The organism is Pedobacter sp. GW460-11-11-14-TSB4, from assembly GCF_059423705.1.
Map to the genome: position 1 here is coordinate 188362 of NZ_JBWKYI010000004.1, position 12153 is coordinate 200514.

Below are 12153 nucleotides of genomic sequence, written 5' to 3' on the forward strand. Positions count from 1 at the left end.
TCTTTCTTATTTATACATCTGTACTGAACTATCGTTGATGACAAAAGGGTGCTGCTGTAGCAAACGATAAGTTTCTGCTCCTGCCAAAAGCACCGGGCCATAACTATGCGCAGCAAAAACATTTACAGGCCTGTAATAATAAAACGCTGGATCGAAGCCCATGCCCGTGCCCACACAAGTACCTTCTACCTGGCCATTTGCATTTATTTTAGTACTCACCGCATTCCAGGCCAGCAGTGCCATGGGGCCATAAGCCTTAACATCAAGCCAGCCTTTGTTTACCGCACGGGCAATGCAATAGCTATAAATAGCAGTAGCTGAAGTTTCCAAATAAGAATCGTTACGATCTAAAAGCTGATGCCAAAAGCCTGTTCCATTCTGTAAAGCCGCCAAACCTTTTACATGTGCTTTTAACATTTTCAAAAGGTAAGGTCTGTCGGGATGGTTTGCAGGTAAAGCATCCAGCAATTCTATTTTGGTCATAAGTGCCCAGCCATTGGCCCTCCCCCAGTGAAACTGGGGATGAGGATCCATATCCTGAACCCAGCCATGCATATACAATCCTTTTTCGGGGTTAAACATCCGTTCTGCAAACAATCTGTATTGTTTCACCGCCTCATCAAAATATTTAGCTTCACCAGTTAACACGCCCATCTGGGCAATAGCCGGCAGGCTCATGTAGAGATCATCAAGCCATAAGGTATTGGGTTGTGGCCTGTTTCTGGCCAGTGTGCCGTCTTTCAAACGGAACTCTTTGGTCATGATATAATTTAAATAATGATCAATAACCGGACGGAGATCCGCATTTACCTCACCTGTTCGTTGCGCTTTGATCATTGCAGCCGCAATAGAACCTGCATCGTCCAATGCATGCGGATCTATTACCGAACGAACGGGCGTTACAGCCCCTTTATTTGTTTTTAAATACTTTTGATAAGCGGAAACAACGGCTGCCAAAAAATTGACGCGCTCAACCGTATAATCCTTAAATTTCCGATCTCCGGTGGCGGCAGCAGCCTCTAACATACCCGTATAGGTAACGCCCCACTCGTAACTCGTTAAACGGTAGTCTCCAGGCTTAAATATCGAACTGGAATCGGCTTTCTTTAAATCCGAAATCACCTTTCCCGAAACCTTATCGATCAGTTCGAAAGGAGTAGTTTTATCCAGATAGTTATAAACCCGATCAAGCGATACTTTAATATCTGCCATTTTTGTCTCGCCATAAGGTGTAACATAAGCCGGTTTCAGTAAATGTAGCGGCGCGGTAACATCATTACCTTTATGTTCAACATATTGTGCAAAAGCAGGCACAGCAGTGCATACGGCAGTAGCAAGGAATAATATTTTAAATCCTGGAGGTTTAATCAGATGGGTAAAAACAAACATAGTGGATGGCTTAAACTATATCATTATTCCCAAACGGGAACAAAACATATATGGGTTTATAAATGGTTAATCAAGCCAATCTATAATAATTTAAAAAAAGAAGCGACCTGCTCTGTCCTGCTTCTTCCGTAAAGAAATTATTACGTTACGCACAAATGTTGATTTTTTTTCCCGCTCTTTGCCGCGGGGCATGGTACTTTGGAGCGCCAAAGTACCCAAAGCGCTTTGTCAATCCAGCAAGGTGGCTTCTCACTGCCCCAGTCTCATCAAAAAAACAGCGGCACTTCGTTTTGTGTTCAATACCTTTGAAAAGCTGAGGATTATGATTATTGAACACAAAACCACTGCGTTTAAGGTTTGATGGTGCTATTTGTTCTATTCTGCAGCTGTTTTTTTGATTTTTCTGCCACTTGGGATTGACCGCGTGCTTCGGTAAAACCTGTGGTTTATTCAAGTAGCTAGCAAAATGCATAGGAAATCAAAGAAAAAACGTTGTGTCTTAAGGATACGTCTGAAATTAGCAGGGTTTTAGTTACGGATTAAAATAAAAAAGGGTAAACATTCTTCATGCTCACCCTCTCCTTTGTTTAAAGTCATCACAAATTAAACAAATCCTACCTACATGAATGGATAGACAATTAATTCATGCTGCAACAAAAATAATACAATCCCGTTAAATTCGTTCATTGCAAATTATAATCTGTTTGACAATAATCAAGAAACCTATTTGAAAGGGTTATATTTATGCTCCAGGGCATATTAAACAGGCTGAACAGCCACTAACTGCATTTCTTTTTCCTTTCCACGGAGTTTAATTGCACCTAATAGCTGGGTAGTATAATGGTCTGTTAACTGGAGTTCTTCAGCCAGCGCGATGGATACGAGCATTTCCTGGTTAAACTCCTTACACATATTCTGGATTCTTGAAGTGGTATTCAGCACATCGCCCGAATAGGTAATATCACGCTTTATAATTCCAACTTCTCCCGCTATCACTTTGCCACAGTGAATACCGGCTTTAAAAGCTGGCAATAAACCATATTTTTCATGGTATTTATTCCTGAGCAGTAACAGATGCGCTTTAATATCAAAAAAACAATTGATGCATTTATTGTTCCTTAATCCTTCATCATAACGCCAGGCTATTACCACCTCGTCGCCTACATATTGGTATATTTCTCCCCTGTTTTCTAAAATAGGATTGGTAATATCGATGAAGATATCTTTTAGTAATTCATGGTATTTTTTATCGCCGAGACTTTCGGCAATGGAGGTGGATGAGTTTAAGTCGAGAAACATAAAAATCCGTGATTCTTCCTTAGGTGTATTGTACTTTCCCCTGATGATATCCCAGAAAATCCCTTGTCCAAATTTACTGTTTATCTGAAGCAGCAACTGCGTAATGGAAACCACAATGGCCCACACCAATCCGTTTTTCAAAAATCTTTTCGAATCGCCCAATTCATAGAGGCTCAGTAACTCGTTTACAATCAAAATCACGCATAAAAATGATCCGGCTACAATAAGAAGGGTATAACCGTAAGGCTTATCGTTATATTTTACATTTACAAAAAACACAAGCAAACTCCCTCCTAACAGCGCGCCAAAAAGGCCAATAACTGCATTGAGTAAAATAGAAGAAACTAAGGTATAACCTGGAACGGGTCCTAAAGAATTTCGGGTATGCAGCACAAGATCTTCAAAAACCGCAATTACAACCCCAGTCATCATCCAGGCCAGGATAATGATGAATAATTGTTGAAGTTTCTGCTGTGTCTGGCGATTGATTTTTACTGACATCGTGATTTTTATTCAAAACAACTGATTCAATATACCCTAAGGTTCTACTAAAATAATGAATATAATCTGATATGGCTGTGCTTAACGATTGAATAATACCCATAAAAAGATCCCAGCTTCATTCAGGTGCCTGTACATCAAAACTGTTCGCTCCCGCACAAGCACTGTTCGAAAATGAACATGCCGCAATCAGCATTAAATAAAAAAAACGCATTATAGCGCGCTTAAGCAGACATTTTCTTTTTGGCATCCGCTTGGTTAACCCTGAAACTGAAATGCCGGTAAAGCTGATTTTTATTAGCACGCCATCATAAGCTCAACAAATTTTAACATTTAAATAAAAAACACCATGAAAACCTCAATTAAAACGCTAATCGCCATGGCATCTGCCATACTTACCTTAACAGTTAGCTTTCCAAACCACTCAAGGGCTACAGAAAAAACAGAAACAGTGCTCAATAAGATTCAAAACTTCAGGAGGATTGTGATCAAGGGCAATGTAGAAGTGATGCTGGTGCAGCGGCGCGCCATCGGAATATTCTTTGCAGATGATAACGCTGGAAGTGTGAAAGTTATGCAGCAGGGCGAAGTGTTACGCATTACCGGCCTCAATAAAGAAACGTGTAAACTTATTATTTATGTAAATGACATCTACCGCATTGAGGCTGATCAAAACGCTGTAGTGAGAACAGAAGCAAAGCTTAGTACTAAATATCTCCAGATTATTCTTAAGGGAAATGCCTTTGCCGATATCGACAGCAGTAGTGAAGGCTTATATACTGAAATTCTCGACAATAGTACTTTAAAACTCAAAGGCAACACCAATCGCCATACACTCGTGATGGGTAAAGCACCAAATTTAACCATCGATCGTTTTGCTGCCGTCCAAACGGAGGTCACCCAGGTGGGAACCGGGGAAGAAATTGCTGCGTTGGTTCTTTAGCTTGATTAAAAAAACTGGATTAATTAATTTAGAAAACAGTTGACGATCACTACTGGAAGGCCTAATGGATTCCAGTAGTGCTATCTGATAACCTAATATTATTATTTCAGATATAGAAAATATTAAAGATGTTCGGAATTTACAACAATCGATACAGTCTGACCAGCATATTGCTTCAGCGGCAGATCTAAGTCAAACGTCTGCGTATCGCCCCCGCTTATCTTAAGGCTAACCTTCATTTTTTCATAAAGATGGGAAGGATCTGCAACATAAAGTTGATATTTTCCTTTCTCTATTTTTTTAAGCATTAAAATTGATGGAATATCTGTTGATAAATTAATTTCATCATCCTTAAAAGACATATTTCCCGCATAAAATACCATCTGCCATATCTTCAATTTATTATGATATACCGCCTGGAGCTTTTCGTTATTGAACTTGATTGTAACATTTTTCCTTTCAAGGTAATGTTTCATTTCAATAGAATTTTTGATAGCCGGCACTAGGATATAGGCGTATTTCTCATTTTCAGGACGAATACCATGCTGTAAGCTTAACTGAAAAACAGATTTCTGCTCTATCTTTTTATTAGCTTCTTCACCAGTCATACTCACCCCTGCCCAATCACTAATCCTGTTTTCAGCAGATAGATGTGCATTGCCCCCTTGAGGAAACACATATCCTACATGATCATGCAATACCCATTCTACCTGATTTTTAAAAGTTAGGTTGATGCCTTTTTGATATCGGGTAACACGACTACCAGCGCATATGGTTAGTCCATTTCCAGAAAGCATTACCTGATTTAAAGTAGTGGCAACCGGATAAGGCAGGGTTGACTTGATACCTGCTCCTAAGCATACAATTTCATCATCAAACATAAACCAGGATTTTTTTGCTGAGGTATATAGATCATTATCCATTACATAAGCGGTAGCTCCGTAGCTTGAATCAGACACTCCTCCTGAAAAGGAATGTGTTCCTCTCCTATCTCCTACACCTGGCGCCTTATCTTTAATGGTAGGCAAAGTATCTGGCAGTGTAGTGCCAGGTAGTTTGGTCCAATTCCATAGTGGAAATATATTGTAATATTCATTCCCTTTCAATTGAAGGTTCATGGTTCCTTCTGAACCCCAAAATCCTTTCTGATTCTCCAGATTGCCAATCTCTTGTGAGTACTTTCTGTTTGAAACAGCATGTATCGACATCAAGTATGAAGGCCGGGTGTGCACCGTATAATCAGTATTCCAATAATGACGGTGGAAGGGTTCCACTTTGAAGAAAACAGGTTCTTCACCTTTCATCCTTTTTCTAATAGCACTATATTGTTCCTTTCCCTGTGGATCAATCTGCTCCAACTTTTCGAGATATGAAGAGTAGTCTTTTTGTATTGCACCAATACGCGAAATACCCCTACCCATCACATTCCAATCCATCCACTTCCCACGGATAACGCCAAATATTGATTCCAATATAAATTTTCGAAATAGATCCAGTTTCTCACCTTTCAGCGCATACTTGGTTCCAAAAGTATAAGCAGCAGATTTAACCACACTTGTCATAAACTCCACTCCATATCCACCATTGTACAGATACCCATAGTGCATATCGTAAGAAAGATCATATTGAATTCCTTCTCCAGTGGTGTATTGAATGGGCAAGTAAGCCTCTTTCACCCCCACTTCTAACATTTTTTCATTCGCTAGCAAAGCACTTATAAATATCCAGCCCATCGCAATCTGGGCTTTATTGGCTCCAAAATTAAACCTGTGCATAGGGTTATTCCGTCCGATACTGGTAACGGAAGTATCTTTGCAAATTACAGCCAGCGTATTTTTTTCCAACTCACCATCTAGGGGCGACTCGCCAAACCTCATATTGACAAGGCTTAAAGCTAAAGTTTGTGGACGCGTAATACCCTGCTGATACCAATTATCGCAATAAGGCAAAGGTTTATGATTAATGAAATAACTCAGGCTTTTATGTATGGCTTCAAAAATCTGTTTATTCTTATAATAACTACTTTTAGGAAATGAATAAGCTAATGTCATGGTCCTTATCCTTTCCAATACAGGTAACCAACCTGGCTTGATGCGTTTATAATCTGCATAATTTATAGATTCCCATTTTCCACTCTTTAGATTTAAACCTGCCAGATTATCTTCCACCCGTTTGTCCAGGCTTTTTATATCCTTTACGTCATCAATTTGCTCCTGATGAACCCTTTGTAATATGGTTTGGAATACGGATTGCGCTTTTGTATGGCTAAAAAAAGTTGAGCCGAGTATAAATAAGAAAACTAAAAAAACGGGCTTCTTCATATCGGCAAATATAAATTTTCGCTTGCTAATACCGAATTGGTAAAGGATATGCTAGCCTATGGAATGATGGAGTGTTTGATTTCTTAATTACCACCAGATAAAGTAAGGCAAAACACCATAAAATTAAACTGTTTTATCTTTCCTCTTCTTTCAAAGCGTTGATTGCCTCAACAATCTCATTTTCTCTGCCAATAATTCCAATACAGGCTTTTTGGCCACTAAATTAAAACTCCAGATATCATCGGTGATAAAAATAAAATTGCCCTCAAAACTGTAAATGTAGTCCCCCCCTTCCATTCCGATTATCCAGTCTTCTTTTTTCAGGTCAGGATAGGCCTGTAAAACCCTCATACAATATTCGCGAACCTCATTTTCATCTCTAAAATCTTCCAAAATAGATAAAATGCTATCTTCCGTATTCAGGTTATATTTTGTTAGCATTTCATCTATCTTATTTTCCATAAATCATCTAAATTTCATTACAAGTGATTTGCCAATTCTAATTCAATTGCATTCCTGATCAGTAAAGCCGTTTCTTCTAATATTTTTGGCGATGTTGCGGTCTCATCATCAACTGGGGTATGAAAATAAGGATTAAAATCGGCCCCAACAAAACCGAAATAAGAAGCGTACCCGTATTTTTTGGCTACACTAAGCTCTCCTAAGGCAACATCCTTCAGCTGAGCGATCGGTCTGTTATCAAAGGCTTTATGGATTGTATTCTCCATATTTGAGCTATAATAAACCCTCCTCTTAGGATCAACAGCATCAAGTTTCTTTATTCCGTCAGTTGTTTTTTGATATGCGTTTATGGCAAAACTCGCACCAAAATGCACCCACAGCCTGACATTTTCTGGTTTTGGTGCCCTTTTATCAATAAATACATGAGTTCCCCTATGATCTTCCAGTTCGTGAGATGAATTTGCGATAAAAACAAAGGTATACGGTGGTTTGGTAACGCTTACCCATTCGGCGATGGCATTAAAAATTGCAATTCCAGGTCCGCGCTCTCCACCGCAGGTAAACCAGCCGCTAATTGGAGTAGAAACAATGACTTCTTTTTTGCCAGATCCAATTTTGGCGATTACGTTACGTGCCTGTACATCTTTTAAACTGCCTTTAATCTGAAGGGAAGCTGTGGCACCGCTGATTAACTGTGCGGTATCTTTTGGTGCAATCTGACCACAGGAATTTTCCACGATGCATTTGGTTGGGTATTTAAAGCAGCTATTTGGCCTGCTTCATTATCCACAATCAAAATTATAGCACTGGCATGCCGGGCAATCAAATCATTAAAGCGATCGAGTTTTTCTAAACGGTCAATGTATTGACGGTCTTCTTTTTTTAATCTGATGATGGCAATTTTTCCCGAAACTGACTGTTTGTTCTTATCTGCATCAACTAAAACCGCATTTAAAGACACATTGGCCTGGGCAACAGGCCAAAGCGGAAATACATTTAATACTTTATTTTTTACTTGTAGTGAAGCGCTTTCCAAAAAATACTGCTTCACCGGAAAATAAAGGTATTCGGTTTTATACCCTAATTTATCCAGTTTATTTTTCAGCCATGCCGATGTTTGGTTATCGCCATCTGTCGCAGTTCTGTGAATCCCAAAGTCAACGTATTGCTTTACATCGGCGAACAATTTATTGCCATTAAAAATAGGATCACCGGCTTTATCTTGTGCCCATGTGCTTTTTGCCAAAACAGCGAGCATAAAAATTCTGAGTATTATTTTCATTTGATATCGATTTGAGAAATTGTAGTAAAACAAAACAGGCTACCAAAAGATGGCAGCCTGTTATTTATCGTCTTATTTATATTCAATAGTGATGTTGTTTAACTTTCCCGTAAAGTTAAAGGGTGCTTTGTAACGATCGGTTACAGTCGAATTTCTGTCTGCACCTACGTCGATCCCATCTTTATATATTGCAATTCTACCTTCTGCAGCAACAACATTGCGCTCGCCTACCTTTTTATCATTGATATAAATCGCCTCAGTACCTGCAGGTGCATTTTTATCTTTACTTTCGTGAGCCGGCGCAGTGAAATTAAATTCGAACTTCAGTTTTGATTTGCCAACTGAAACCGGAACATTCGATTCCAGATACTTAACAATGCTGCCTGTGTTATGTGCCACTACAAATTTGCCATCTTTAATAAATAAACTTAAACCTTCAAATTCAGAGCCGGTAGCAAATAAAACTCCTTGTGCTCCTGCCGATTTGATATCAACATCTGCAGTAATTGAAAATGCATCGTTCTGGAACTGTGGTCCGCTAAGGGTTAAAAACTGCTCAATACCCGGGTAAAGCACCACCTTTTTATCAAGACCAAAAGGACTGCGGGCTCTTCCGCCGACGCTGTGGCCGAGTGCATTATCATTTAATGGAAATACATTATACTTAATGGCCTCCTGCTCAAAAAGTGCCTGTAAATCTTTTACTTTTTCAGGGTATTTTGCAGCTAGGTTAATACGTTCGTTAAAATCGTCATTCAGGTTATAAAGCTCCCATACATCTTGATTAAAATCACTTCCGGATTTATGAAAAACAGAAGCTTTCCAGCCGTCCTTCACAATGGCCCGCTTTCCAAATAACTCATAGTACTGAATTTTGTGCCTGTTTTCGGCATTGGCATCTTTAAATGAATAAACCAAACTTGTCCCTTCAATCGGTTTCTGTACACTTCCTTTAATAACTTCAGGAACCTTTGCTCCTGTTAACTCATATATGGTTGGTGCAATATCAATTACATGCCCGTATTGACCGCGGATATCGCCCTTTTTTAACTGGCCATTCGGATAATACACAATAAGCGGCTGGTGCGTACCGCCCTCACTGTTCGGGTCTGCTTTCCATAACCTGAACGGTGTATTGGTTGCCTGGGTCCAGCCTGAGGGTGCATCTTCAAAAGAGTGTTCTGTACCCAGTTTATCAATGTTTTTATATAACGCTGCAACTTGTTTATCTTCATCCAGTGAGCTGATATAACCATTTAAACTACCATGCTCCGGGCTGTGACTTGATCCGTTATCGCCAATACTCACCAGGATCACCGTATTGTCTGCCTGTCCGATTTCTTTTACATAGTTAACAATGCGGCCAAACTCGTAATCCGCATGCGTTAAGAAACCCGCATAAATTTCCATAAAACGGGCATATACTTTCTTTTGCTCTGGCGATAAGCTATTCCAGGCTTTAACCGTAGGATCGCGATCGGGCAGCACCGCATTGGCAGGGATTACTCCCAGTTTTTTCTGACGGGCAAAAACTTCTTCTCTGTACCAATCCCAGCCTTTATCAAATTTGCCTTTATACAAATCGCTCCATTTTTTATCTACCTGATGCGGAGAATGAATTGCACCGGTTGCAAAATAGAGGAAGAAAGGTTTATCATGTGCAATGGATTTTTGATTAGAAATATAGTTGATCGCTTTGTCAGCTAATAGCGTGGTCAGGTGTTTCCCATTTGGTTCCGGATCAACAACTTTAGTGTCTTCGTAAAGATTTGGATGATACTGATCGGTATGCCCCAGCTGAAATCCATAAAAGTGATCGAAACCCCGGCCAACAGCCCATCTATCGTAGGGGCCAATTGCTGTAATTTCATTGATCGGCGCAACATGATATTTTCCTACAGCAAAGGTGCTATAGTTATTTTCGTGCAGCACTTCGGCAATTGTTCCCTTATCGGCTGGCATAATTGCATCATAACCCGGGAAACCACTCGAACTGTAATTTAAGGTACCCATATGTACCGAATGGTGGTTACGGCCAGTGAGCAGCGCAGCACGTGTTGGGGAACAAACTCCTGTAGAGTGGAAATTAGTATAACGTAACCCATTATTGGCCAAACTATCCAACACCGGTGTTTGCATTAAACCTCCAAAAGCACTCGATGTGCCATAACCGGCATCATCAATTAAAAATACAATTACATTTGGTGCACCAGCAGGTGCTTTTTTCTTTTCGGGAAAATATTCCTGAGATTCGGCTGCTGTTCTGCCAATTTTGCCTTTAAAACCCTGATCGGATGTTAATGGGTTTGATGTTTGTGCAGATGCCGCTTGAAATATCGATGATATTAAAATAGCTGCTCCCGCAATCTTATAATGTATCCTTTTCATAATACGTATCATTTAAAGTTTATGGTTTTCTAAAAATTTGTTTCTTACCAGCCTGGGTTTTGGGTAAGTTTTGGGTTTCTATCAATTTCACCCTGTGGGATGGCATATAAATAATGTCGCGCAGCTACATTCGTTTTTCCAACCAGCTTCAGGTTTTTAAGTAAAATCCCTTTCCCTTCAGGACCAACGCCTGTAACTTCGGTTCCCGTTTGACGGATCAGATCGAAATACCTGTGGCATTCGCCTACCAGTTCGAGGCGGCGATCCAGATAAACCGAATCCCTGAACTGATCTTTGGTTAATCCTGTTGTTAAATCGGCCAGGCCAGCCCTTTTCCTGATTTTGTTAATTGAAGTATAAGCTTTGCTTGTTGGCCCGTTAAGTTCATTTTCAGCTTCAGCGTCTATCAAAATCACTTCTGCAAAACGTAAGATGTTCATATTGGCATCAGAGTTTCCGGTGCTGGCATAATTAGGGTCCCAGTTTTTATTGATGAAAGGAACAGAATCCCCTGGTGCATTGATCGTGGCATACTTTTTACCATCTGTCGGACTGGTATAATAAGTGACAAATGATACACGCTTTCTTTTATCCTTTCCCGAATAAAGTTTGTACAGACTGAAAAAATTATCGCTTCCAACGGTATAAAAAGCCAATTGATTTCCGTAGGATCCTTTTAATCCGGGAACACCGGAGCGGATATCACTTGAGGTAATTAAATGACCGGTGCTGATTGTACTTCCTTTTATCTGTGCAGAAAAAATGTGCTCTTTTCCATTTTTATATGCCGGAAGAAAAACCTGTGCATAATCATCAAATAATGCGTAACCATAACTGCCTGTAATTACGGCTTCGGCATATTTCACGGCATTGGCCCAATCTCTTCTGGTTAAATACACTTTGGATAACAAGGCCACCGCAGCACCTTCGGTAGCACGACCTGCTTCACCGCCTGAGCCCGCTTTGAATAAAGAGGCCGCGGTTTCCAGATCATTGATAATCTGCAGATAAACCTGTTCTTTCGGTGTTCGTGGTACCTGCAGTTCAGCAATGCTCAACTGTGTCTGGTCTTTTAACAGCAATGGAACATCGCCATAAAGCCTGACTAAATTGAAATAATAAAAGGCCCTCAAAAATTTGGCTTCACCAAGTAAGCGGTTTTTAAGTTTGCCATCCATTTCTATCGCAGGAATTCTTTCCAGGGCAATATTAGCTTTATTAATGCCCTCGTAATGTTCCGTCCAGATTTGTTGGATGCGTAAATTTGTAGAAGCATGGGTTAACTTGGCCAGTGCCCTTACTTCTGCATTGGGAGAGCCCGGACCAGCATCCAGATCATCCGTCAGGAAATCCAATCCTGTATAAAACAGCCGGTTATATATCGGCTGAGCACCTGTGCTATTGTCAACCATTGGATAATATATGGCATTAACAGCAGAAACAGCATCGCCAGCTGTTTTGTAAAATTGCTCTGGCGAGATGAATGATTTTGGGTTTTCATCCAGTTTTACGCAGGCTGAAAGACTGGCAACAGCAATTGCCAGCAGTAAATATTTTATTTTCATCGT

General features: G+C 40.0%; 9 protein-coding genes. 1 reads left to right on the plus strand and 8 read right to left on the minus strand.

What is annotated here, in order from left to right:
* Window positions 1-6 precede the first annotated feature (6 nt).
* Window positions 7-1389 carry a glycoside hydrolase family 88/105 protein gene (locus tag AC07YT_RS06370; RefSeq protein WP_086545613.1) on the minus strand — a complete coding sequence of 461 codons (1383 nt, stop codon included), beginning with the start codon at window positions 1387-1389 and terminating at the stop codon, window positions 7-9.
* A 759-nt stretch (window positions 1390-2148) separates the two neighbouring features.
* Window positions 2149-3189 carry an adenylate/guanylate cyclase domain-containing protein gene (locus AC07YT_RS06375; RefSeq protein ID WP_494945233.1) on the minus strand — a complete coding sequence of 347 codons (1041 nt, stop codon included), beginning with the start codon at window positions 3187-3189 and terminating at the stop codon, window positions 2149-2151.
* Window positions 3190-3538: 349 nt separating this feature from the next.
* Here AC07YT_RS06375 and AC07YT_RS06380 point away from each other — a divergent pair, with 349 nt between their 5' ends.
* Complete coding sequence (locus AC07YT_RS06380; RefSeq protein ID WP_086545611.1) at window positions 3539-4132, plus strand: GIN domain-containing protein; 594 nt, start codon at window positions 3539-3541, stop codon at window positions 4130-4132.
* Window positions 4133-4254: 122 nt separating this feature from the next.
* Here AC07YT_RS06380 and AC07YT_RS06385 read toward each other — a convergent pair whose 3' ends face one another.
* The 6 genes from AC07YT_RS06385 to AC07YT_RS06410 all read right to left on the minus strand — a co-directional run bounded on the left by AC07YT_RS06385 (window position 4255) and on the right by AC07YT_RS06410 (window position 12150).
* Window positions 4255-6453, minus strand: coding sequence for a polysaccharide lyase family 8 super-sandwich domain-containing protein (locus tag AC07YT_RS06385; protein ID WP_086545610.1), 2199 nt, complete (start codon window positions 6451-6453; stop codon window positions 4255-4257).
* A 150-nt stretch (window positions 6454-6603) separates the two neighbouring features.
* Window positions 6604-6915 (minus strand): hypothetical protein, encoded by a 312-nt coding sequence (locus tag AC07YT_RS06390; RefSeq protein WP_086545609.1) that lies wholly within the window; start codon window positions 6913-6915, stop codon window positions 6604-6606.
* A gap of 17 nt (window positions 6916-6932) precedes the next feature.
* Window positions 6933-7652, minus strand: a complete 720-nt coding sequence (locus tag AC07YT_RS06395; RefSeq protein WP_086545608.1) for a hypothetical protein — start codon at window positions 7650-7652, stop codon at window positions 6933-6935.
* The gene (locus tag AC07YT_RS06400; protein ID WP_086545607.1) at window positions 7604-8197 is read right to left on the minus strand and encodes a hypothetical protein; all 594 of its coding nucleotides are present in this window, start codon (window positions 8195-8197) and stop codon (window positions 7604-7606) included. Before AC07YT_RS06400 ends, AC07YT_RS06395 begins: the two co-directional genes overlap by 49 nt.
* Window positions 8198-8269: 72 nt before the next feature.
* Window positions 8270-10585: an arylsulfatase gene (locus AC07YT_RS06405; protein ID WP_086545606.1), complete on the minus strand. Its 2316-nt coding sequence runs from the start codon at window positions 10583-10585 to the stop codon at window positions 8270-8272.
* A 44-nt stretch (window positions 10586-10629) separates the two neighbouring features.
* Window positions 10630-12150 carry a RagB/SusD family nutrient uptake outer membrane protein gene (locus AC07YT_RS06410; protein WP_086545605.1) on the minus strand — a complete coding sequence of 507 codons (1521 nt, stop codon included), beginning with the start codon at window positions 12148-12150 and terminating at the stop codon, window positions 10630-10632.
* Window positions 12151-12153: the final 3 nt, after the last annotated feature.

Coding starts and splice junctions, on each gene's coding strand:
- AC07YT_RS06405 (WP_086545606.1), bottom strand. CDS start 10,585: ATGAAAAGGATACATTATAAGATTGCGGGAGCAGCTATTTTAATATCA.
- AC07YT_RS06380 (WP_086545611.1), top strand. CDS start 3,539: ATGAAAACCTCAATTAAAACGCTAATCGCCATGGCATCTGCCATACTT.
- AC07YT_RS06410 (WP_086545605.1), bottom strand. CDS start 12,150: ATGAAAATAAAATATTTACTGCTGGCAATTGCTGTTGCCAGTCTTTCA.
- AC07YT_RS06400 (WP_086545607.1), bottom strand. CDS start 8,197: ATGAAAATAATACTCAGAATTTTTATGCTCGCTGTTTTGGCAAAAAGC.
- AC07YT_RS06390 (WP_086545609.1), bottom strand. CDS start 6,915: ATGGAAAATAAGATAGATGAAATGCTAACAAAATATAACCTGAATACG.
- AC07YT_RS06385 (WP_086545610.1), bottom strand. CDS start 6,453: ATGAAGAAGCCCGTTTTTTTAGTTTTCTTATTTATACTCGGCTCAACT.
- AC07YT_RS06370 (WP_086545613.1), bottom strand. CDS start 1,389: ATGTTTGTTTTTACCCATCTGATTAAACCTCCAGGATTTAAAATATTA.
- AC07YT_RS06375 (WP_494945233.1), bottom strand. CDS start 3,189: ATGTCAGTAAAAATCAATCGCCAGACACAGCAGAAACTTCAACAATTA.